Here is a 21296-nt window from a genome sequence, read left to right as displayed (position 1 = left end):
CGATGCATGTCGTTCGCCCAAAACCGCTGCGCACTTTTGGGCGACATGCCTCAGCTTCACTTTGATGCGCGCCGCTGCGGGCGTCGAGGCGACAGGCATCAGGCGGTGTCGCGCGTCCTGAACCAGTGCACCAGGAAGTCGACGAAGACCCTTACCTTGGCCGGCAGATAGCGGCGGTGCGGGTAGACGGCGAAGATGCCGGTGCCGGCCAGGAGGCGGTCGTCGAGCGCTGTGACCAGCTTGCCGGACGCGACGTCGGGGGCGGCGATGAAATCCGGCAGCATGGCGAAGCCCAGGCCGGAGAGCGCGGCGGCTCTCGCCACGATCGGGCTGTTGACCTCGATCGGGCCCGACACGGCGACGCTGATGGATTCCTCGCCTTCGCCCTTGAAGCGCCAGTTGGCCAGCGAGCGGCCATTGGTGTCGACGATGCAGGGCATGTTGGCGAGATCCTGCGGCCGCGTCGGCGCGCCATGCTTGGCGATCAGCTCCGGCGAAGCGCAAAGCCTGACCGAGAACGGCGCCAGCCGCCGGGCGATCAGCGAGGAGTTCTCCAGCCGCGAGATGCGCACGGCAAGGTCGAAGCCTTCCTCGACAAGGTCGACGAAGCGGTCGTCGAGATGGATGTCGAGCACGATGTCGGGATGCTGCCTGGCGAAGTCGACCAGCGACTGGCCGATCGGCGCGTCGGCGAAGGTGCGGGCCGCCGACAGCTTGATCCTGCCGCGGACGTCGCCGGAAGACTGGCGCACCGCCTCGGCGAGGCTGTCGACCTCGCGCACGATCTCGGACGCGCGCTGATAATAGGTGTGGCCGGCTTCGGTCAGCGAGAATTGCCGCGTGGTGCGGTTCAAGAGCAGCGCGCCGAGCTCGTCCTCCAGCTCGCGCACATATTTCGACAACAGCGCCTTGGAGCGGCCGATCTTGCGCGCCGCGGCCGAAAAGCCTTCCGCTTCGACCACGTCGATGAAGGCGCGCATGCGGGTCAATGTATCCATGGTCAGACCTTTCGTGCCGCGTCGAGAATCCTGCGGCCGAGCCGTATCAGGGCAACGTCGCTGCCGGAAGGCCCGAGCAGCGAAAGGCCGAAGGGCGCGCCGTCTATCGCGCCGATCGGCAAGGTGATCTGCGGAAAGCCCGAAAGCCCGGAAAGGCACAAAAGATGCAGCGCCCTTTCGCGATAGACCTGGAACTGTTCGGGCGTGCTGGCGGCAAGCGGCGCCGCGCCTGGAACGGTAGGCAGGACCAGAAAGCCGTTGTTGCCGAGCAGGGCGCCAAGCTCAGCCCGGAAAGCCAGCCGCCGCGCCGCTTCGGTGGCGGCAGTTTTGGCATCTATTGTGCGGCCGAAGCCGAAACGCTCCTCGACCCCCGGACTGAGGCGGCCGCCGGCCGAGATCCAGGGGCCATGCTCGCGCCAGGCTTCGAAGGCCTGCAAGCGGCGGAAGCACCAGTAAAGCTCGTCGGGGAACGAGGCGAAGGCGTATTCGGTCTCCGCGGGCTGGCCGATGACGGCGGCGGCCAGCGCCTTCATGCGCTGATATTCGGCGGCTTCCGCCGGACCCGTCACGAAGGCGTCCAGCCAGCGGATCGACAGCGGGCGGTTGAGCGGGTGCTGTTGCGGATCGCGACCGAGCAAAAGCTTGCCGACCGCCTCATAGGTCTCGATGTCGTCGGCGAACCAGCCGAACGTGTCGAAGCTCGATGCCAGCTTCATCGCGCCGTCGAGCGAGATGCGGCCATGAGTGGTGCGCAGCCCGATCAGGCCGCAGAAACTCGCCGGCGCGCGGATCGAGCCGCCGGTGTCGGAGCCGGTGGCGATGTTCGCCAGTCCGCCGGCGACCGCGGCAGCCGAGCCGGAGGACGAACCGCCGGTGACGCGGTCGGGCGCGGCGGGATTGACCGGGAAGGGGAAATGCGCGTTCTGGCCGAACAGCGAGAAGGCCAGCTCGTCGGTCTGGGTCTTGCCGACGAATCGCGCGCCGGCATCGAGAATCGTCTGCACCGCTTCGGCCGTGCGCGAGGCGGCATGCGCCTCCTCGAATTTCTGCGGATTGCCGCAGCCGGTGCGGTAACCCGCGACGTCATAGATGTCCTTGACGGCCAGGCGCAGACCGGCGAGCGGGCCCAATTCCGCATTCGCCACAGGCATTTGGCGCAGATCGAGGAAGGCGTTCAGCGGTCCTTGAGTTCCTGGCATCGTTCGATTTCCGGATACGGTGCGACAAACATTGTTCGATGCCAGAAATTTTACAACCTGCGCTTACGATTTTTATTGATTGTGAAACCCTTCGCTCCTATATCGCGCTTGCCCAAAGTCGCACGTGCCTGTGGGTGTCCGCCGATCCTCGAATGGTGAGGGCAATCGGTAAGGTAACTGGAGCCAACCCCTCCAGTCGGTCAGTGGCCAACCACAAGACCGAGGACACCTTGAAGCAACGACGGTGCGGGCCTTTCTGGTTCTCTTCCGGTCGTCCAAAGACCGGGGTTACTAAAGAGGCACACCTTCATTGCCGGCAGTGCGGACGGGGTTCTCCCATCCAAGCCAAGGCAGACAAAGCGAACCGAGGCCGGGCAAGGCCAAGGTTCATCGCCGCGAGACGGCATTTCATGGTTCCGGGGTCTCCACCGGCTGGTTCCATGGATTTGACGTCCCGCCTTTGTTTGATCGCGTGTTCGCGAGGCCGACAGCTCGCGTCCGCACCCTTGTGCGCGCCGAAAGGCGTGATGGAGAGACCCCGATGGCCACCCAGCGCATCCTTGACTTCCTCGCCACCCGACGTCCGAACGGTCCCTGCCTCGTCGTCGACCTCGATGTCGTGCGCGACAATTTCCGCGCCTTCGAGAAGGCGTTGCCCGATTCCAAGATCTACTATGCGGTGAAAGCAAACCCGGCGCCGGAAATCCTGCGCCTCCTTGCTGCGATGGGCTCGTCCTTCGACACCGCATCGGTTGCCGAGGTCGAGATGGCGATGGATGCCGGCGCGCCGGCCGATCGCATTTCCTTCGGCAACACCATCAAGAAGGAGCGTGACATCGCACGCGCCTACCAGCTCGGCATCCGCCTCTACGCCGTGGACTGCGTCGAGGAGGTCGAGAAGATCGCCCGTGTCGCTCCCGGCTCGCGCGTGTTCTGCCGTGTGCTGACCGACGGCGAAGGCGCCGAGTGGCCGCTGTCGCGTAAGTTCGGCTGCGTGCCGGCGATGGCCGTCGACGTGCTGCGCCATGCCAGGGGCCTCGGCCTCGACGCCTATGGCGTGTCGTTCCATGTCGGCTCGCAGCAGACCGACCTGTCGGCCTGGGACCGCGCGCTGGGCGACGCCAAGAAGGTGTTCGCGACGCTCGCCGAGGAAGGCATCGTCTTGAAGATGGTCAATATGGGCGGCGGTTTCCCGACCCGTTACCTGAAGGACGTGCCGGTGGCGCAGGCCTACGGCCAGGCGATCTTCTCGGCGCTGCGCAAGCATTTCGGCAACGCGCTGCCCGAGACGATCATCGAGCCTGGCCGCGGCATGGTCGGCAATGCCGGCGTCATCAAGTCGGAAGTCGTGCTGATCTCGAAGAAGGCCGACAACGACAATGTGCGCTGGGTGTTCCTCGACATCGGCAAGTTCGGCGGTCTCGCCGAGACCATGGACGAGGCGATCCGCTATCCGCTGGTCACCCGCCATGACGGTTCGGAGACCGCGCCTTGCGTGCTCGCCGGCCCGACCTGCGATTCGGCCGACGTGATGTACGAGAAGACGCCTTATCCGCTGCCCTTGTCGCTGACCATCGGCGACGAGGTGCTGATCGAAGGCACCGGCGCCTACACGACCACCTATTCGGCGGTCGCCTTCAACGGCTTCGAGCCTCTCCGATCCTACGTGATCTGACCGGTTCGCAAGGACCGCTCAGATCATCCGGCGCGGGCGATGATGTCGCCCGCCCGGGCTCGCTTGTGGAACAGATCTCCGCTCGTGAAGGATCGCGGACATGGAATACCTGACCAAATCGGCCATGGTGGCCACCGAAATTGCCCCCTCGTCCGGACCGTCGGCTGAGCTTTTCTCCGCGGGGGAGAATGGCTCGACGGCAGTGCTTCTTGGCGCATTTTCTTACGGCGAACCGGTTTCCACTTCGCCTGAAAATGCGTTCGCGCCCTCCCTTGCCCTCAGGGCACAGGCTGGCTCGCGCAGCGCGCCGGACGAGGGGGCCGCCCAGGCGCCGGCTTTCGTCATCCTTGGCGAAGGCGCTGGCGACGTCGCGGCGCGCGAAGCGCTACTCGATCGTGCCATGGGGCCGAAGCGCAAGAAGAAGCCGTCCGAGAAGCTGCGGCGCGGCCGCCGGCCTTCGGAAGGCTTGGCCTTCGTCGCCCGCGATGCCTCGGGCGCGGTCGTCGGCACGGTGCGGCTGTGGGATGTGAGGCTGGGCGAGGGCGGTCCGGCCGCGCTGCTGCTCGGCCCTCTCGCGGTCGAGCCGGGCTTGAAGAGCGGCGGCATCGGCTCGGCGCTGATGCGGCACGCGGTCGCCGAGGCCGAGCGGCTCGGCCACGGCGCGATCCTGCTCGTCGGCGACGCGCCCTATTACGGGCGGTTCGGCTTCTCGGCCGACCGCACCGGGGCGCTCGCCATGCCTGGCCCCTATGAGCGGCATCGGCTTCTGGCGCTGGAACTGAGGGAAGGTGCTCTGGCCGGCGCCAAGGGCACGATCAAGGCCGCCGGCCGCAAGATCAAGGGACAGGCGCCGGGCTTCGTGGCGTGACGTCTACTATTCGACAAAAAACAACGCCGCCCGATGGGCGGCGTTGTTTTTTGCGAACGATCAGCCGAGCAGCTGGCTGAGCGCCATGGCGACCGTCATGTCGCCTTCGACCTTCAGCTTGCCGGCCATGAAGGCCATGGTCGGGTTGAGGTCGCCGGCGATCAGCGAATCCAGATCGTCGAGCGAGAGCTTGATGGTGCAGTCGGTCGGCGCGTCGGTGGTCGAGACGGTCGCGCCGTCGATGACGATGACGCCGTCGCTGCCGGTGTCGAACTTGACCGAATGCTCAAAGCCGGCGCTGGCCACGCGCGACTTGATCTTGTCGGCAATCTCCTGAACGCCCATGGCGGTTCTCCTCGTTGGTTGCGTTGACGCGCACCGGCGCTTGGCCGCTGGGCGAGGTAGGCGCGCCACGCCTAAGCGGCCGCCCATCACGGCGCATATAGCTTCGGGTTGACGTAAACGTCAACGCGGTCACCCTGCGTCATATCGCTTGGAGAGCTGTGCCATGTCTCCGACGGCTAGGCCGTCAATGCTCCGGCGCGGTCTTGAACGCCTTGGTCATCGCCGCCGCCGTTTCGCCGGCATTCCTGCGGCGGCGAAGCGCGTTGTCGCGGATATCGTCCTTGGAGAGGAAGTTGACCTGATCGATCAGCACCTCGTGCACCAGCTCGACGCCGACGCGTGTGTTGATGGTGTCGCGGATCGACTTGCGGAAGGCGTCGAGATCGATCGATCCCTTCTTGGTGAAATCGATCTGCGGGTTGGAATAGAGGTAGGAATAGACCTGGTCGGTCATCAGCGCCTGCGCGGGGACCGACAGCTTCTTTATCTCTGCCGGTTCCACCGTATAGACGAGCTTGGTGAGGAAATAGCCGTCGATCGAGCCGTCGCGCAGCAGCGGCACCGAGATCATGTCGGTCTTGACGTAGTCGAGGCCGCCCAGCATCGGCTTCGGCGGTTCGGCCGCGCCGCGCTGGCCTGCAGCCTGGAAGGAATAGAAGACCGCGCCGAGCGTCACGGCGCAAATCCACAGCGCGGCGGCGATGAATTTTATCACCGGGTCTTTCCTTGCGCCCCGATCATCTCAATCATGCCCGCGCCATGCCGAACTCGCCGGCCGAATAGGTGCCGTCGGTATCGGCGCGCTGGATGGCGTTCCTCAGAAGCGTGGCGACCTCGTTGACCGCGTTGAGATGGGCAAGGATCGCCGCTTCGTTCTTCGCCAGCTTCTGGCGCAGCCGCACCAGGCCTTCCTTATGCTGCTCGAGGAATTCGATCTCATTGGCGCCCTTCAAGGCGCGGTTGAGCTCGTAGAGGTACCGGCTCTTGCGCGCGTTCGAGGCCTTGAGGTCATAGGCCGTTCCGCTGCGGATACCAGCGGTCTCCTCGTCCACGACTTCCTCGATGCGGCCGATGATGGCGGCGAGGTTGCCGGGTCGTGCGGCGGCGGGCGCCTCCATTGCGTTGGTGCGCGCGGGAAGGTTGGAAAGGTCCGTTTGGTCGGCCATGTAGGTCCCTAGATCTTGATGTCCGTTTTTATGGTTGTGTCGTCGCCGGTCATCGACCGTGCGGCCTTGCGCTCAAGCTCCTCGACCATCGAGGTCGAAAGCCGGGTCTGCTGGTCGATCTCGGTTTTCTGCGGTCCGCCGGCAACCGGGCCGACCGGCACCTTGTGCTTGCCGTCGAGATAGTGGTCGGCAAGCATCGACCGGGCGATGCCGATGCCGCCATGCGCGGCCATGACATCGGCCACCTTTTCGGCAAGCTGCGACTTCCACATGTCGCCGGCCAGGCCCTTGCCGTAAACGCCCTCGGTGTCCTTGGGCATCATGTTCTGGATGAAGGTCGTCAGCACCATCGCCTCGAAGCGCTGGAACTTCTTCGCGGGGTTAGCGGCTTCCGCCTTGTCGGCCGTGGCGCGCGAGAGCACGGAACCGGCATCGACCGTTGCGGATGGATCGAGGGAGAAAGCGCCAGGCGCACTACCCGCGCGCCTGAGGAGCGCCGCCCGCGCGGCCTCGACATCGGCCGGCTCCGCTGCGCGGGCAACGTCCATGACGATGTCGCTGGGTGGGGAAATGGCCAAGAAAGTCCGCCTTTTGCCGGTTTTGTTATCCGCACAATGACTGAACAAGCTTGTGGCAGGCTTGCGAAGGTTAGCCGTCGGAAGTTCGCTTTTGCGTGATCAGGTCGAGCCGCTCGCGGTCGGAGCGCTCGCGCTCGTCGCGGCGGCGAACATCCTTGTAGGCGCGCTCGATCATGTTGGTGCGCGCCGTCGCGGTGGCGATCAGCGCGGCTTCCTGGCGCGCATTTTCGAGGTTCTGTTGCTGCCGGCCGAGCGCGTCGGTGATGCGCTTGTGGTAGAGCGCGGGAAAGAGGCCGGCGAGCGATTTATCGGTGTCGAAGCGCTCGATCAACTCCTTGGCCTCCGCTTCGGCCTTGACGGCTGCGGCGAGGAAGCCTGCATGGCGGGTCTCGTGCAGCGCTTTCAACTGCTCCTGGACCTTGACCAGCTTCTTCAGGCGGTCTTTGCGCGTGGTCATGGCTACCGCGCCAGCGTGAGGTCGACGAAGCCGTCGACGAACAGCGACAGCAGCGTGCCGACGGCGAAATAGAAGATGATCATGCCGCCGGCGATGACGAAGGGCAGCGAGATGAAATAGACCGGGATTTGCGGCGTCAGCTTGTTGACGAAGCCGATCGTCAGATTGACCAGGATGGCATAGGCGACGAACGGGCTGCCGAGCCGGATGACCAGGAAGAAGGCGTCCGACACGGTGTCGGTGACGTCGACGAGGGCCGCCTGCGGGTTGAAGAACACGTTGACCGGGGCGACCTGGTAGGAGGCGACGAGCGCCTTGACGATCTCGTGGTCGAAATCGAAGACGAAAAGCAGAAGCAGCGCCGAGAACGAGATGATGGCGGCAAGCGCCGCCTGCGGCTCGGGCTCCTCGATCGCCGGGCCGCCCGAGCCGCCATAGCCGATCAGCATGGCAATGGCCGAGCCCATGAAGCGCAGCGCCTCCATGTAGAGCCTGGTCATGGCCCCGATCAGCCCGCCGACCAGCAGCTCGGAGACGATCATCGGCGCGAGCACCTGCGGACGCGGATCGACGAAGGGGTAGATGCGGTCCCACAGGAAGGCGAGCAGACCGCCGGTCGCGGCCACCGAGACGAACAGCCGGATCTGGATCGGCACACGGGCGCTGGACAGGCCCGGCATCAGCATGAAGCAGGCGCCGATGCGGCAGAAGGCGAGGAAGGYGGCGATGACGACGCCTTGCGAGAGCGCGTTCACGAGATCGTTCCGAGCACCTTGATCTCGACGCCCTTGGCGATCTCGACATGGCTGAGAACGGGAAGCGTCGTGAACAGCCGCTCGATGATCATGCGCACATAGGGACGCGCGTCGGGCGCGGTGACGAGCACGAAGCGCTCGCCGGCCTCGAGATGCTTGCGGATCGCCTTTGTGGCGTCCTGGCCGAATTCCTCGAGCTGGCGCGGATCGATGTCGAACTCGCGCACCTCGCCTTTGGCGTCGCGCTTGAGGCTCTGGTGGAAGGCGAGGTCCCAACGGTTGCCCAGGCGCAGCACCTTGAGCATGCCGCCTTCGGAAAGGTCGCCGCAGATCTGCTGCGCCATCCGGATGCGGACATGCTCGACGATCTGCTCTGTGCGGCGCACATGCGGCGCGATCTCGGCGATGGCCTCGATGATCAGATGCAGGTTGCGGATCGAGACGCGCTCGGCGAGCAGCAGCTTCAGCACGGCCTGCAGGCCGGGGTAGGAGATGTGCGAGGTGCAGATCTCGTCGGCGAGCTTGCGGTATTCGGGGTCGAGCCGTTCGAGGAGCGCCTTCATGTCCTTGTAGGACAGGAGCTGCGGCAGATTGTTGCGGATCACCTCGGAGAGATGCGTGAGCAGCACCGACATGTTGTCGGCGAAGGTGAAGTTCTCGCGCTTCAGATCCTCGGCGAAGGTTTCGAGCACCGAATAGGCGCGCATGCCGAAAGCCGGCTCGCGGATTTCCTCGCCGGGGATCTCCGGCACGCCGCGCGTGCCGAGCAGCACCATGATCTCGCCGACGCGCATCTGGTATTCGGCGACGACCGTGCCGTGCACCTTGATCTGGTAGCTTTTCGGCGGAATGGCGAAGTCGTCGGCGACGCGCACCTCCGGCACGACGAAGCCGTATTGCTGGGCGAATTTTTTGCGCATCTTCGACATGCGGAACACCAGCTCCTGATGCGCCACCATCAGCCTGGTCGAAAGCTGCTTGCCGATCAGCAGCTCGATCTCCGCGGTGACCAGCGAGGCCTTGACCGAGTTCTTCTCCTCCTCGACCTTGTTGGCCTTCTCCTGCGTCTTCAGGGCCTCGGCGGCAGCGCGCTCGCGGCTTTGGCGCAGCGGGATGATGTAGCCGAGGCCGGCCATGCCGCCGGCGAGCGCGAAGAAGGGGAACAGCGGCAGGCCGGGCATCAGGCCGAGGATGACCAGCAGCGAGGCCGCGACATAGAGCGCGCGCGGGTGCGCGCCGAGCTGCCCGAACACCGCCTGGTTGGCCGAGCCGCGCGTGCCGCCCTTGGAGACGAGCATGCCGGCGGCGAGCGAAACGATGAGGGCCGGGATCTGGGTGACGAGGCCGTCGCCGACCGACAGCTTGATGAAGACGTCGGCCGCCTGGCCAAGGCCCATGCCGTGGCGCAGATAGCCGATGGCGATGCCGCCGACGATGTTGATGGCCGTGATGATGAGGCCGGCGATGGCGTCGCCGCGCACGAATTTCGAGGCGCCGTCCATCGAGCCGAAGAAGGAGGATTCCTCTTCCAGCTCGCGGCGACGCAACTGCGCCGTCTTCTCGTCGATCATGCCGGCGGAAAGGTCGGCGTCGATCGACATCTGCTTGCCGGGGATGGCGTCGAGGGTGAAGCGCGCGCCGACTTCGGCGATACGGGTGGCGCCCTTGGTGATGACGATGAAGTTCACCACGATCAGGATCATGAAGACGATGAGGCCGATGACGAAGTCGCTCGACATCACCAGCTTGGAGAAGCCGGAGATGACATAGCCGGCGGCATGCGTGCCCTCATTGCCATGCGACAGGATCATGCGCGTGGTGGCGATGTTGAGCGATAGCCGCAGCATGGTTGCGATCAGCAGCACTGTCGGGAAGGACGAGAAATCGAGCGGCCGCTGGATCCACAGCGCCACCATCAGGATCAGCACCGAAAGCGCGATCGAGAAAGCGAGGCCGATATCGATGAGGAATGCCGGGATCGGCAGGAACAGCACCGCCAGGATGACGACGATGCCCAGCGCGAAAAAGACGTCGCGGCCGTTCTTCGCCACCAGGCCGGACGGGAGTGTTTCGCTGATCGCCATGTCGTCCCCAAATCAAGACCCGCCACGCATAGGGCAGRCCCTCGACCGTAATCCTCCAAGCTTGCGCGAAGGTGGGAGAGTGGCGAAGTGGGTTTTCAGGCCTTTGCTGCGTCCGTCGTCGCGACGGCGACCAGCCAGCGCCGCACGGCGCGTTCCTCCTCGGCGGAGAGGCCGGCGGTCAGCTCGCCTTCGAGCTTGTAGACGCGTTCCCGGCACTTCTTCAGCAGGGCGCGGCCGCTGTCCGAAAGGTCGAGGTGCTGGATGCGGCCGTGGACGGCGTGTGGCCGACGGACGAGGGAGCCGGCCTTTTCCAGATTGCCGACGATCACGCTCACCGTCTGCGGCGTCAGCACGGCCAGCCGGGCCAGGTCGGCGTTGGACAGGCCGGGATAGGCCGAGATCATGGTGAGGGCCGCGAACTGCGCCTGCGTCACGCCGAATTCATCCAGCGTCCGCTCCACCTTCAGGCGATAGGCGCCAGCCGCCTGTCGCAGCAGATAGCCCAGATAGCCTTGCTCGCCGCGCTTGCCTTCACCGGCGGACGGAATGGAGGGATTCCTCTTGCGCATGATATCAGTACTCTTATATGTTGTTCGTGCTCTGATATTACCGCATCAAGGGACGAAAGACGATGGGCTATCGTATTTTTCTTGCGGGCGCCTCGGGCGCGATCGGCCGCCGGCTGGTGCCGCAACTGGTGGCTGCCGGGCATCAGGTGACGGCGACGACGCGCCAGGCGGCAAGAGCCGAGGACCTTCGCGCGCTCGGCGCCGATCCGGTGGTGGTCGACGTGTTCGATGCCAACGCGCTGCGCGCGGCGGTCGTGGCAGCCAGGCCCGAGATCGTCATTCATCAGCTCACAGACCTGCCGGCAGGGCTCGATCCGTCTAAGATGGCTGAGGCAACCACCCGCAACGCCCGCATCCGTGACGAAGGAACCCGCAACCTCGTCGAAGCGGCGAAGGCTGCCGGGGCCAAGCGGCTGATCGCGCAGAGCATCGCCTGGGTCTATGCGCCGGGCGCAGAGCCGCATGCCGAGACGGATCCGCTGGACAGTGGTGCGGAAGGCGGCCGCGCCGTCAGCGTCGGCGGCGTCATCGCGCTGGAGAAACATGTGCTCGGCGCCTCGCCGATCACCGGCATCGTGCTGCGCTACGGCCATCTCTACGGTCCAGGCACCGGCACGGAAACCGCCGCGGAGCCGGCCGTCCATGTCGACGCCGCCGCTTATGCGGCGCTGCTTGCCGTCGAGCATGGAACGCAGGGCGCGTTCAATGTCGCGGAGCCGAACGGCCGGATCACGACCGACAAGGCCGTCGCCGAACTAGGCTGGCATGCTGGCTTTCGCCTAGCCGGATGAAAGGAGTTGCTGTCATGATCGAAGACGTTTCTTCACGCAGCCTTACGCTGCTCGGCGTCGTCGCCATCGCTGCCGGGTTGCTTGGCATGGCCCTTGTCCAGAACAACAGGGCAATCACCGCCGCAGGTGGAATGGACGCGCATATCCACATGATGGGAGCCGATGCGGGGGAAGGGGTGGCGGCGCGTCCGACCACCACGGTGAAGCCGCTGTCCTGCGAAAAACTGCCGAATGTTCCTGGGCATTCGATCACCACGGCGCTGGTCGAATTCCCGCCCAATGCCTACACGCCGCGACACCGTCATCCGGGCTCCGTCACGGCCTTCGWCATCAAGGGAGCGCTGCGCTCGCAGATGGAAGGCAGTCCGGCGGTGACCTACACTCAGGGCCAGACCTGGTWCGAACCGCCTGGCGCGATCCATTCTTTCGCCGAGAACGCCAGCGCCACCGAGCCGGCCGAGCTGCTGGTGATCTTCGTCGCGGAAGATGATTGCGGCCCTCTCACCATTCCCGTACCTGACTAAGTCTATCTCCTCGGTCGTACGACAAGTCTTGTTTAAGGCTAATTCGCGCAACGCCAAAATGGCGCYACAAGCGGTCGGCATTGCGGTTGCCACGCATAGCCGCCGCGCGTATCAGGCACGGCAGCTGTTTTCCTTTCGCATACCGGCGAGCCGTTCCGTTGCCTGCCAGAAACGACCCACAAGTCTACGCTCGCCGGCTTCGCGCGGTGCTGATCAGCTCGATCCCCGTGCTCGAGGCGCGCGGCATCGTGATCGTGCTGATGGCCGGCATGGTCGGCGCCATCGCGGGCGCGCTGGTCACCGGCATGAGCGGGCTGGTGCAAGCCATGCACTGGCTGCTGTTCGACGTGCAGCCGGGCGGGCGGCTTTCGGCGATGTTCTCGCTCGCCGATCCGACGCAGGCGATGTACCCGGCGATCGGCGGCCTGCTGCTCGGCCTTTCCGTCATCTGGCTCAGAAAGCGCAAGTTCCGCACGCCAGTCGACCCGATCGAGGCCAACGCGCTCTATGGCGGGCGCATGTCGCTCACCGATACCTTCATCATCGTGGCGCAAACGATGATCTCCAGCGGCTTCGGCGCCTCGGTCGGCTTGGAAGCCGGCTACACGCAGATCGGTTCCGGCATTGCTTCCCGGCTTGCCCGCGCCTTCCACCTGCGCCGCAATGATGTGCGCGTCCTGGTCGGCTGCGGTGCTGCCGGCGCGATCGCCGCCGCCTTCGACGCGCCGCTGACCGGCGCCTTCTACGGTTTCGAACTGGTCATCGGCATCTACTCCGTCGCCAACGTGGCGCCGGTGATGACGGCAGCGATCTGCGCCTCGCTAACGGCGGAAATGTTCGGCGGCGTGCCGTTCCCGCTGGAATTGTCGGGTTTGCCGAATCTGACCGCCAGCGAATATGTGCCGTTCCTGCTTCTGGGACTGCTCGGCGGAGCGGCCTCGATCGCCATCATGCATCTGGTGAGCATTATCGAGCGCGTCTTCGTGCGATTGTCGGTCGACGCGTCGGTCAGGCCCTTCATCGGCGGCATCTTCGTCGGCCTGCTCGGGCTGGTCACGCCGCAAGTGCTCTCCAGMGGCCACGGCGCGCTGCACCGCGAGTTCGCCATGAACTACGCGCTGCCGGTGGTGGCGAGCGTCTTCGTGCTGAAGCTGGCGGCCTCGGCCATCTCGCTCGGCTCCGGCTTCCGCGGCGGCTTGTTCTTCGCCTCGCTGTTCCTTGGAGCGCTGCTCGGCAAGGTCTTCGCCGGCGTCATGGCGATGACCGCGCCGTCGGCCGGCATCGATCCGGCGGTCGCCGCCGTCGTCGGCATGACCTCGCTTGCGGTCGGCGTCGTCGGCGGTCCGCTGACCATGACGTTCCTGGCGTTGGAATCGACCCGCGACCTGACGCTCACCGGCGTCGTGCTGGCGGCCTCGATCATGTCGGCCATCCTGGTGCGCGAGACCTTCGGCTACTCCTTCTCGACCTGGCGCTTCCATCTGCGCGGCGAGACGATCCGCAGCGCCCATGACGTCGGCTGGATGCGCAGCCTCACCGTCGGCTCGATGATGCGCAAGGATGTCCGCACCATCCCTGCCTCGACCACGCTCGCCGAATTCCGCAAGGAGGTCCCGCTCGGCTCCGGACAGCGCGTCATCGCCGTCGAGCAAGCCGACCAATATGTCGGCATGCTTCTGGTGCCGGAACTGCACAGCGATCGCTCCGACGGCGATACGCCGGTGAGCGCGCTGGCCCAATTCAAGGACGCGGTGCTGGTGCCTTCTATGAACGTCCAGACCGCGGCCGAGACCTTCCAGCGCACCGGGGCCGAAGAACTGGCGGTGGTCGAGGACTTCGACGAGCGCATCGTTCTCGGCCTGCTCACCGAAAGCCATCTGATGCGCCGTTACGCCGAAGAGCTCGACAAGGCGCGCCGCGACCTGTCGGGCGAAGGTTGACCCGAACGACAGCCCGGCCAATAAGACGTCATTCTTGGAAGCCACCCCATGCAAGTCAAGCGCAACGGCGATATCTCGTTCTGGTACGCGGATCTGGGGCATATCCCCGCGCCGCGTCCGCCTTTGCCGGGCGACATCGAGGCGGATGTCGCGATCGTCGGCGCCGGCTATACCGGGCTTTGGACCGCCTACTACCTGAAGAAGGCCAAACCATCGCTGCGCATCGTGTTGCTTGAACGCGAGTTCGCGGGCTTCGGCGCGTCGGGGCGCAATGGCGGCTGGCTGTCGGGCGGCTTCGRCTGGTCGCGCGAGAAATATCTCAAGACCTCGACCCGGCAAGGCGTCACCGCCATGCAGAAGGCGATGGCAGGCTGCGTCGACGAGGTGATCCGGGTGGCGACGGAAGAGGGCATCGATGCCGACATCCGCCGCGTCGACAATCTGACGGTCGCCACCAATCCGGCGCAGCTGGAACGCGTGCGCGAGGAATGCGAGACGATCCGCTCCTGGGACGCCGATCCCGAACGCATCGAGCTGCTCGACGCCGAGGCGACCCGGGCGCGCATCGACATCCGCAACGTCATGGGCGGCTTCGTCATCCACGGCCAGGCGCGCGTGCAGCCGGCCAAGTTGGTGCGAGGGCTGGCGGCGGCGGTCGAGCGTCTCGGCGTTTCGATCCACGAGAAGACGACCGTGACATCCATCGCCAAGGGCCTTGTGACCACGGACCGCGGCACGGTGCGGGCCGAAACCATCATCCGGGCGACGGAAGGGTTCACGGCCGGCATCCCTGGCGAGGAGCGGACATGGCTGGCGCTCAACAGCGCGCAGATCGTCACCGAGCCGCTGTCGGAAGAACTCTGGCGCAGGATCGGCTGGGAGGGGCACGAGCTGCTTGGCAATGCCGCGCATGCCTATTGCTATGCCCAGCGCACGCGTGAGGGGCGCATCACCATGGGCGGGCGCGGCGTGCCCTACCGCTACGGCTCGCGCACCGACGTCAACGGCCAGACGCAGCAGGCGACGATCGACCAGCTGCACACGATCCTGACGACGCTTCTGCCACAGACGGCGGGGTGCCGCATCGATCACGCCTGGTGCGGCGTGCTCGGCGTGCCGCGCGACTGGTGCACGACGGTCGGCCTCGATCCCGCGACGCGCATCGGCTGGGCCGGCGGCTATGTCGGGCTCGGCGTGTCGAGCTCCAATCTTTCCGGACGCACGCTGACCGATCTGGTGCTCGGCGAGAACACCGAGCTGACTCGGCTGCCCTGGGTCAACCGCAAAGTGCGGCGCTGGGRGCCGGAGCCGTTCCGCTGGTTGGGCGTCCATTCGATGTATCAGCTCTACCGCATCGCCGACCAGCGCGAGGCGGCTGGGCTTGCACACACTTCGAAGCTTGCCGCCATTGCCGACGCCATGACAGGGCATTGATCGGCCAGAAGATCAGTGATCGATCGGGCCCTTGGGCGATACAAGCGTCGTGCCGGCGGTGGTGGGGCGCTCGATCATACGGCGCACGCGCGGCGGCTCCTCGCCGCTGTGCARCGCGCGGATGCGCTCGCCGACCAAGGCGTCGGCGTGGGTGGCGCGCCGGTTGTGGCGGATGTACTCGACCCAGGTCGGCGTGTGGTAGTGCTCGATCCATACGGATGGATACTCCAGATCGCGGGCGAGCGTCCAGTTGCGCGCGCCGTCACGGCGGCGGATGCGGCCGCGCTCGGCCATGGTCGCCAGGAACTCCGGCACGTCCTCTTCGCGGATGATGTACTCAATCATGATGGCGATCGGGCCGCTGCGCGGCTTGAGATCGAGCGACAGCATCGGCTCCTTGAAGCGGTTGAGCGGATCGAGGTTGAGGACCGTCTGCTTCGGCAGCGGCAGGAAGAAACCGATGGCTGCGCCGGCAAGCATGGCGATCGCCGCCGCGATCAGCGCAATCTCGGCGCCATGCGCGTCGGCGACGACGCCCCAGATCCAACTGCCCAGAGCGATGCCGCCGAAGGTCGCCGTCTGGTAGATCGACAGGACGCGGCCGACCACCCAGCGCGGCGTGGACATCTGCACCGTCACGTTGAAATGCGAGAGTGCGATCACCCAGCAGGCGCCGCCGATGAGCAGGCCCGCGGATGTCTGCCAGGCATTGTGGCTGATGGCGGCGTTGAGGGCGCAGAGCGCGAAGCCGGCAAAGGCCATGCGCACCATCGCCTCGCTGGACAGCAACTGCCTGAGCCGCACGCTGATCAGTGCGCCGCCGACCGCGCCAATGCCGAAGGCGCCGAGCATGATGCCATAGGTCAGCGCATCGCCCTTGACGACGTCGCGGGCCACCAGGGGAAGAAGCGCCAGCACCGCGCCGGCGCTGAAGCCGAACGCCGAGCCGCGGACCAGCACCTTGGCGATGTTGGGCGACATGGCGACATAGCGCAGGCCGGCGCCCATCGCGGCACCGAGCGACTCGCGCGGCAAGGTTTGCTCGGGCAGCGCCGGCCTCCAGCGGGCGAGCACGAGGATCAGGCCGATATAGCTGATGGCGTTGGCGGCAAAGGCTGCGGCCGCGCCGGCTGCGGCGACGATGATGCCGCCGATGGCCGGGCCGACGCTGCGGGTGATGTTGAAGCCCAGCGAGTTGAGCGCCACCGCCGCCGGCACCTTGGCGCGCGGCACCATGTCGCCGACCGAGGCCTGCCATGACGGGCTGTTCAGCGCCGTGCCGCTGTCGATCAGGAAGGTGAAGGCAAGCAGCGTCCAGGGCGTCATCCAGCCTTGCCAGGTGAACAAGGTGAGCAGCGCCGAGACGACCAGCATGAAGGTCTGCGCCACCAGCATCACCTTGCGGCGGTTGAAGCTGTCGGCGATGGCGCCGGCGACGAGCGCGAACAGCATGATCGGCAAGGTGGTCGAAGCCTGGACCAGCGCCACCTGATAGGGCGAGGTGGCGATCGTGGTCATCATCCAGGCGGCGCCGACGCCCTGGATCAGGCCGCCGAAATTCGACACCAGGCTGGCCGACCAGACGGCGCGGAAGATGCCATGCCGGAACGGCGCCAGCGCGGAGACGCGTTCGCTTTCCGGCTCGTCGTCGATCATGGTTGCGCCTTCGTCCGCTATTCAGGCTCGCCGCGCCTGAAGAGGCGGGCGACTCGCCAAAGAGTGCGACCCAACAATAGGACGGCAAAAGCGAAAATGCGTCGGCGAAGCTTTAGACCAAGCTTCTTGCCGGTCTGGATCAAAATTTCGCGATTTTCGCGCCTTCAGCCTCGGCCCAGCCTATCGTCTCGCTGCTCATGCAAGCGCAAGCGCTTGTCTGCTTCGCGTCAGAAGCCGTGTTCGATACGCTCGAAGATGACGTTGGTGAAGGCCGAGATCTGGCTGCCGATGAACGGCCCGGTCAGCGCTACCACCAGCATGATGGCGACGATCTTCGGCACGAAGGTCAGCGTGATTTCCTGGATCTGGGTCAGCGCCTGGATGAGCGCGATGCCGATGCCGACCACCATCGCCACAAGCACAACGGGGGCGGAAGCGGTGAGAACCGTCCACACCGCGTACTGGACGATATCGAGGGCATCGGCCTCATTCATCGGCTGGCCCTGCGCGAAACCGGTTAGGCGGCCGGCTTGATCGACACGCCCGCGCCGACCGGGACCTGGGTGCCGTCCTGCAGCACCGCGATCAGGCCGCTGCTGGAAAGCGTCACCGAAGCCACCGTGCCGGTGGTCTTGCCGTCGRCCGAGGTGATCGAGCGGCCGATCAGCGCGTCGGCCTGCGACAAGGCCGAGGACTGCATGATCTGGTCGAGCTTGGTGTTGGTCTGCACCGACTGCTCGACCTGGGAGAAGGTGGCGAGCTGGGCAACATATTGCGTCGAATCCATCGGCTTGSTTGGATCCTGGTTCTTCATCTCGGCGATCAGAAGCTTCAGGAACGACTGGTAGTCCACCGCCGTCTTAGAGGTCTGCTGGCTGGCCTGGTTGGCGCCAACCGGGATCGTTGTCGTCATGTCGACGGCCATCTTATGCTCCTACAGCCAGTGCGCGGGGCGTTTCGGGAATGTCGTCATTGTCCTCGAGCGCCTTGCGCTCGAGCGGATAGAGCGCGCGGATCGCTTTCAGCGCCTCATAGATATCGTCCTCGCCGACCATGCGGTCGATCTGCTTCAGGCTGTTGCAGATGTCCTGGTTGTCGAAGCTCGCGATCAGCATCGGCAGCGAGCGGCGGAACATGTCGCGCGCCTCCGCGGCGCCTGCCGGGTTGATCAGCATGATCTGCACGATGAAATAAAGCTGCCTGAGCGGCGTCGAGGCCTGGTCGGCCTGGATGACGTGGCTTTCGAGCAGGAACTGCACGTCGTTCATCAGCTCGATGGTGACCTTGCGGTCGACGCGGATGACAGCGCCGTTGATGTAGATCTTCTCGTTGGGCTTCAGCGAGATCTTCAGCGTGTTGGTCATTGGATGCCGTCTCGGATGATCTGGGAGACCTCGATCAATCCTTCGAAATTGTTGGTGCGGCCCTGGCGGATGTCTTCCGTCTCGCGCAGCAGCCACAGGCCGATCGAGATCAGGTTGGCGCGCAGTTCCTTGGGGAGCGCGTTGTCGCTGGAGCCGAGATCCTCGACGAAGGTGGTCCAGATGCGGTTGGTGAAATGCAGCGCTTCGACCGCTTCCATCGATTCGGTGCCGACGGCGGCTGCCGCTGCCAGCATGTCGATCGATCGGGTGAGCAACTGTCGCTCCCGGTCCTTGGCATCGGCGACGGAGTCGGTCTGGATGTCGGCGTAGGAGAATTGATACATCGTCGGCGCTCTGGCGTTCCGGTTTAGGTGTTCAAGTCAGATAGTTGAGCAGGCTGAGCTGCTGCAAACGCGCGGTCAAGGCGAAGGACGTCTCGATGTGCTGCGTCAGGTCGGCGACGCGAGTCGCGGCCTCCGACGGATCGACGCCCTCGAGATCGACGATATGCTTCTCGAAGAGGTCGACCTGGGTTTTCATGCGGTCGCTGGCATCGGACACGCGTTGCTGGGCAATGCCAGTCTCGGCCCGTATCTGGGTAATGCCGCCGATGGCTTCGCCGACCAGCGTCTGGGCGCGGCCGACGACGGCGTTCTGGGCGGCCTCGCTGATATTGCCGGTGAGCAGGCTGCTTACCATGGCGGACGCCATGGCAAGCTTGCGGATGCCCTGCTCATTGGCGCTGACCGAAGTCTGGGTGGTCTCGTTGAGCGAGATGCGGCTGGTGATCTGGTCGTCGGTGGCGCTCGACCAGTTGGCTTGCCAGCCGGCGCCCAGGAATTGCGGCTCGACCTGTGTGGTGATGAAGTTGTCCATCTGCGCGGCGGTGATGTTGGCCGCCGCCGGGTCGGTCTGGGCAAAGCCGAAATAGCTCGAAAAGGCGGCGTCGAAGGCGGCCTTGGCCGGCGAGCCGGCGGCGTTGAAATCGTCGATCGGCTTGACGTCGGTGTTGGTGCCGGCAAACAGATATTCGCCGTTGACGCTGGTGTTGAGGATGCCCGTCATCTGCTGCAGCGCCGAGGCGCCGGCGGTCTGCAGGATGCTGGTCGAGGAGTCGCCCGAGACGCCGCTGGTCAGCGCCGACAGGAAGCTCTGGGCGGTATCGGCGATCTGGCCGAGCGAATCCTGGGTCGATGTCAGGCGCGCCGAGACGAGCGCGTTGGAATCGACGATGCCGTTCAGCCGGTCGAGATCGCGCTGGAAGGTGACGGCCTGGGTCGTGCGGGCGCCAAGCGCCAGGCCGACATCGGCGACCGTGCCGGTCTGCGATTCCTTCGTCGCCTTGACGAGGTCGGCCTGCATCTTCGCCTGCTGGTAACGCAGCGCGTTGGAAATGGCAGCAGAGGAAACGCCTGTCGCTTTCATGAATTATCCCACCGCGCTCATCAGAGCGTCCAGCATATCGCTTACCGTCTTCATCATATGCGCCGAGGCCTGATAGGTGTGCTCGAGGTCGAGGAGCAGGGACATCTCCTGGTCGACATTGACCCCGGTGTCGTTGGACAGCGCCTCGGCCGTGCGCGCCGCAAGCGCCTGCTTGCTGTCGGCATTGGCCGAGGCCTGCTGGCGCACGCCTTCGAACCAGCCGATGGCATTGGCCGCATAGTCGGAGACGCCGGAGCTGACGGTGATGCCGGCCGAGCTGTCGAAGGTCATCGGCTGATCAAGCTTGCTGGAGTAGCCGATCAGAAGGTCCGCATAGGATGCGCCGCCGCCGCCGTTGGCGACATAGGCCACGCCGTTGGCGCCGCCGTCGCGCAACAGCGCGGGGTTGCCGCCGGCGCTCGGATCGAAGGCGGCGTTGACGCTGATCGTGCCGGCGAGGCCGTCGACCAGCGTGCCGGCAGCCGGAATCGCCGGCGCACCCGACCATGTGAACAGGCCGGTCGCATTGGGCTGCGATGGCGCGGTTTCGGCAAATGCAGTGACGAGGCCGCGCGCGATTTCGTCGAGCTGGCTCTGCATGGTCGAGGCGACGCCGTCGCGCAGCTTCAGAAGGCCCGCAAGCTTGCCGTCGGCGGTGGAGTTGTCGCCGGTGCCCGCCGAGACCGGCACGTTGTCGATATAGACGGTGTTGCCGGCCGTGCCGGCCGAATAGCCGGACGACGGCGTGAAGGTCACCGAGCGCGGCACGGTCTCGAACAGCGTTGTGCCGTCCTTGGTGGTGATGACCATGTCGTTGTCGCCGCGCGTGAAGGTCGAGACGGGAACATACTCCGATATCTTCTTCAGGAGAGCGTCGCGCTGGTCGAGCGCGTCAGAGACGTCGGTGCCGGAACGCGTGCCCGAGATGACCGCTTTGTTGGCGTCCTGGAACTGGCTGAGCAGCGAGTTGAGATCGTCGACGGCAGTGGCGATCTGGCTGTCCGCCTGGGTGCGGAAATCCTGGATCGCCTGGGTGCCGCTGTTCAGCGAATTCACCACTTGCTTGGCGGAGTCGACGACGCTGGTGCCCAGGTTCTGGTTCGACGGCGTGGTGGCGTAGAGCTGCAGAGCTTTCTGCAGGTTGGCGATCGCGGTGGAGGGGGACGACGCATTGTCGACCCCGTTGACCGACAGATCGAGCTGATCCATGCCGTCGTAAAGCGCGCTCTGGCCGCTCCATGCCGACAGCGCCGAGAGGTTCTGCCGGAACAGAAGATCATTGGCGGCGCGCTGGATTTCCACCGCCCTGGCGCCGGGCGCCGTGCTGGTCACCACGGCGATGCGGCGGGTGTAGTCCGGGTTCGACGCATCGGCCACATTGCGCGATACGACGCTGGTTTGCTTGGACGTGGCCAGGAGCGCCGACTGGGCAATGCTTAGTGCGGAGGAAAGCGACATGCTGATCTTT

The 21296-nt window shown here is 65.4% G+C and carries 23 protein-coding genes; 6 read left to right on the top strand and 17 right to left on the bottom strand.

Translation table 11 applies throughout. The features are described 5' to 3' along the window. Positions 1–98 precede the first annotated feature (98 nt). Both LCM4577_RS05490 and LCM4577_RS05485 read right to left on the bottom strand, forming a co-directional pair. Positions 99–998 (bottom strand): LysR family transcriptional regulator, encoded by a 900-nt coding sequence (locus LCM4577_RS05490; RefSeq protein WP_071070097.1) that lies wholly within the window; start codon positions 996–998, stop codon positions 99–101. 2 nt (positions 999–1000) lie between these two features. Beyond that, positions 1001–2197, bottom strand: a complete 1197-nt coding sequence (locus tag LCM4577_RS05485) for an amidase (protein WP_071032966.1) — start codon at positions 2195–2197, stop codon at positions 1001–1003. A 541-nt stretch (positions 2198–2738) separates the two neighbouring features. On the opposite strand from LCM4577_RS05485, the gene odc2 reads away from it, so the two are divergent. Both odc2 and LCM4577_RS05475 read left to right on the top strand, forming a co-directional pair. Next, on the top strand, positions 2739–3872 hold the full coding sequence (gene odc2, locus LCM4577_RS05480; protein WP_040990024.1) for an ornithine/lysine decarboxylase: 1134 nt from the start codon (positions 2739–2741) through the stop codon (positions 3870–3872). A 343-nt stretch (positions 3873–4215) separates the two neighbouring features. Further along, positions 4216–4740, top strand: a complete 525-nt coding sequence (locus tag LCM4577_RS05475; protein WP_071070597.1) for a GNAT family N-acetyltransferase — start codon at positions 4216–4218, stop codon at positions 4738–4740. 60 nt (positions 4741–4800) lie between these two features. On the opposite strand, the gene LCM4577_RS05470 is transcribed toward LCM4577_RS05475, so the two are convergent. From LCM4577_RS05470 to LCM4577_RS05435, 8 genes are all read right to left on the bottom strand, one after another. Next, complete coding sequence (locus LCM4577_RS05470; RefSeq protein WP_040990022.1) at positions 4801–5085, bottom strand: SCP2 sterol-binding domain-containing protein; 285 nt, start codon at positions 5083–5085, stop codon at positions 4801–4803. 184 nt (positions 5086–5269) lie between these two features. Next, positions 5270–5800, bottom strand: coding sequence for a hypothetical protein (locus tag LCM4577_RS05465; RefSeq protein ID WP_041012660.1), 531 nt, complete (start codon positions 5798–5800; stop codon positions 5270–5272). A gap of 31 nt (positions 5801–5831) precedes the next feature. Next, the gene (locus tag LCM4577_RS05460) at positions 5832–6251 is read right to left on the bottom strand and encodes a hypothetical protein (protein WP_071032968.1); all 420 of its coding nucleotides are present in this window, start codon (positions 6249–6251) and stop codon (positions 5832–5834) included. 8 nt (positions 6252–6259) lie between these two features. Next, the gene (locus LCM4577_RS05455) at positions 6260–6799 is read right to left on the bottom strand and encodes a rod-binding protein (RefSeq protein WP_082369904.1); all 540 of its coding nucleotides are present in this window, start codon (positions 6797–6799) and stop codon (positions 6260–6262) included. Between the two features lie 100 nt (positions 6800–6899). After that, on the bottom strand, positions 6900–7286 hold the full coding sequence (locus LCM4577_RS05450) for a hypothetical protein (RefSeq protein ID WP_071032972.1): 387 nt from the start codon (positions 7284–7286) through the stop codon (positions 6900–6902). Between the two features lie 2 nt (positions 7287–7288). Then, complete coding sequence (gene fliR, locus LCM4577_RS05445) at positions 7289–8041, bottom strand: flagellar biosynthetic protein FliR (protein ID WP_071070094.1); 753 nt, start codon at positions 8039–8041, stop codon at positions 7289–7291. Then, positions 8038–10125: a flagellar biosynthesis protein FlhA gene (gene flhA / locus LCM4577_RS05440; RefSeq protein ID WP_040990011.1), complete on the bottom strand. Its 2088-nt coding sequence runs from the start codon at positions 10123–10125 to the stop codon at positions 8038–8040. The genes fliR and flhA overlap by 4 nt, the downstream gene beginning before the upstream one ends. 95 nt (positions 10126–10220) lie before the next feature. Continuing rightward, entirely contained in the window at positions 10221–10694 is a 474-nt protein-coding gene (locus tag LCM4577_RS05435) for a MarR family winged helix-turn-helix transcriptional regulator (protein WP_052468314.1), read from the bottom strand. Positions 10695–10756: 62 nt separating this feature from the next. Between LCM4577_RS05435 and LCM4577_RS05430 the strand changes: the two genes are divergently transcribed. The 4 genes from LCM4577_RS05430 (at position 10757) to LCM4577_RS05415 (ending at position 15383) form a co-directional block, all read left to right on the top strand. Continuing rightward, a complete protein-coding gene (locus tag LCM4577_RS05430) occupies positions 10757–11485 on the top strand; it encodes an NAD(P)-dependent oxidoreductase (RefSeq protein ID WP_071070092.1) in 729 nt (242 codons plus the stop codon). Positions 11486–11499: 14 nt separating this feature from the next. After that, positions 11500–12009 (top strand): cupin domain-containing protein, encoded by a 510-nt coding sequence (locus tag LCM4577_RS05425; RefSeq protein WP_071070090.1) that lies wholly within the window; start codon positions 11500–11502, stop codon positions 12007–12009. A gap of 158 nt (positions 12010–12167) precedes the next feature. After that, positions 12168–13949 carry a chloride channel protein gene (locus tag LCM4577_RS05420; protein WP_071070089.1) on the top strand — a complete coding sequence of 594 codons (1782 nt, stop codon included), beginning with the start codon at positions 12168–12170 and terminating at the stop codon, positions 13947–13949. A gap of 48 nt (positions 13950–13997) precedes the next feature. After that, positions 13998–15383 (top strand): FAD-binding oxidoreductase, encoded by a 1386-nt coding sequence (locus tag LCM4577_RS05415; RefSeq protein ID WP_071070087.1) that lies wholly within the window; start codon positions 13998–14000, stop codon positions 15381–15383. Positions 15384–15395: 12 nt separating this feature from the next. Here the strand turns inward: LCM4577_RS05415 and LCM4577_RS05410 are convergent, their stop codons facing one another. The 7 genes from LCM4577_RS05410 to flgK all read right to left on the bottom strand — a co-directional run bounded on the left by LCM4577_RS05410 (position 15396) and on the right by flgK (position 21286). Next, the gene (locus LCM4577_RS05410; RefSeq protein WP_071070085.1) at positions 15396–17039 is read right to left on the bottom strand and encodes an MFS transporter; all 1644 of its coding nucleotides are present in this window, start codon (positions 17037–17039) and stop codon (positions 15396–15398) included. A 227-nt stretch (positions 17040–17266) separates the two neighbouring features. Beyond that, positions 17267–17533 (bottom strand): flagellar biosynthesis protein FliQ, encoded by a 267-nt coding sequence (gene fliQ, locus LCM4577_RS05405; protein ID WP_040989996.1) that lies wholly within the window; start codon positions 17531–17533, stop codon positions 17267–17269. 23 nt (positions 17534–17556) lie between these two features. Beyond that, positions 17557–17964: a flagellar hook assembly protein FlgD gene (flgD, locus tag LCM4577_RS05400; RefSeq protein ID WP_071070083.1), complete on the bottom strand. Its 408-nt coding sequence runs from the start codon at positions 17962–17964 to the stop codon at positions 17557–17559. A gap of 1 nt (position 17965) precedes the next feature. Next, positions 17966–18403 (bottom strand): flagellar biosynthesis repressor FlbT, encoded by a 438-nt coding sequence (gene flbT, locus LCM4577_RS05395; protein WP_071070081.1) that lies wholly within the window; start codon positions 18401–18403, stop codon positions 17966–17968. Further along, on the bottom strand, positions 18400–18747 hold the full coding sequence (gene flaF / locus LCM4577_RS05390) for a flagellar biosynthesis regulator FlaF (protein WP_040989989.1): 348 nt from the start codon (positions 18745–18747) through the stop codon (positions 18400–18402). Before flaF ends, flbT begins: the two co-directional genes overlap by 4 nt. A gap of 31 nt (positions 18748–18778) precedes the next feature. Then, complete coding sequence (locus tag LCM4577_RS05385) at positions 18779–19828, bottom strand: flagellar hook-associated family protein (protein WP_040989987.1); 1050 nt, start codon at positions 19826–19828, stop codon at positions 18779–18781. Positions 19829–19831: 3 nt separating this feature from the next. Then, entirely contained in the window at positions 19832–21286 is a 1455-nt protein-coding gene (gene flgK / locus LCM4577_RS05380; RefSeq protein ID WP_071070079.1) for a flagellar hook-associated protein FlgK, read from the bottom strand. Positions 21287–21296: the final 10 nt, after the last annotated feature.

Origin of the sequence: Mesorhizobium sp. LCM 4577 (genome assembly GCF_001854795.2) — a bacterium.
Taxonomy (GTDB): Bacteria; Pseudomonadota; Alphaproteobacteria; order Rhizobiales; family Rhizobiaceae; genus Mesorhizobium; species Mesorhizobium plurifarium.
The sequence above is the reverse complement of the archived record's forward strand: the minus strand, read 5'-3'. Positions and strand labels throughout refer to the sequence as shown.

Bases quoted from the DNA above. Each gene is read 5' to 3' on its own strand.
- LCM4577_RS05490 (WP_071070097.1), bottom strand. From the start codon at position 998: ATGGATACATTGACCCGCATGCGCGCCTTCATCGACGTGGTCGAAGCG.
- LCM4577_RS05485 (WP_071032966.1), bottom strand. From the start codon at position 2,197: ATGCCAGGAACTCAAGGACCGCTGAACGCCTTCCTCGATCTGCGCCAA.
- odc2 (WP_040990024.1), top strand. From the start codon at position 2,739: ATGGCCACCCAGCGCATCCTTGACTTCCTCGCCACCCGACGTCCGAAC.
- LCM4577_RS05470 (WP_040990022.1), bottom strand. From the start codon at position 5,085: ATGGGCGTTCAGGAGATTGCCGACAAGATCAAGTCGCGCGTGGCCAGC.
- LCM4577_RS05460 (WP_071032968.1), bottom strand. From the start codon at position 6,251: ATGGCCGACCAAACGGACCTTTCCAACCTTCCCGCGCGCACCAACGCA.
- LCM4577_RS05455 (WP_082369904.1), bottom strand. From the start codon at position 6,799: ATGGACGTTGCCCGCGCAGCGGAGCCGGCCGATGTCGAGGCCGCGCGG.
- LCM4577_RS05450 (WP_071032972.1), bottom strand. From the start codon at position 7,286: ATGACCACGCGCAAAGACCGCCTGAAGAAGCTGGTCAAGGTCCAGGAG.
- flhA (WP_040990011.1), bottom strand. From the start codon at position 10,125: ATGGCGATCAGCGAAACACTCCCGTCCGGCCTGGTGGCGAAGAACGGC.
- LCM4577_RS05435 (WP_052468314.1), bottom strand. From the start codon at position 10,694: ATGCGCAAGAGGAATCCCTCCATTCCGTCCGCCGGTGAAGGCAAGCGC.
- LCM4577_RS05430 (WP_071070092.1), top strand. From the start codon at position 10,757: ATGGGCTATCGTATTTTTCTTGCGGGCGCCTCGGGCGCGATCGGCCGC.
- fliQ (WP_040989996.1), bottom strand. From the start codon at position 17,533: ATGAATGAGGCCGATGCCCTCGATATCGTCCAGTACGCGGTGTGGACG.
- flbT (WP_071070081.1), bottom strand. From the start codon at position 18,403: ATGACCAACACGCTGAAGATCTCGCTGAAGCCCAACGAGAAGATCTAC.
- flaF (WP_040989989.1), bottom strand. From the start codon at position 18,747: ATGTATCAATTCTCCTACGCCGACATCCAGACCGACTCCGTCGCCGAT.
- LCM4577_RS05385 (WP_040989987.1), bottom strand. From the start codon at position 19,828: ATGAAAGCGACAGGCGTTTCCTCTGCTGCCATTTCCAACGCGCTGCGT.
- flgK (WP_071070079.1), bottom strand. From the start codon at position 21,286: ATGTCGCTTTCCTCCGCACTAAGCATTGCCCAGTCGGCGCTCCTGGCC.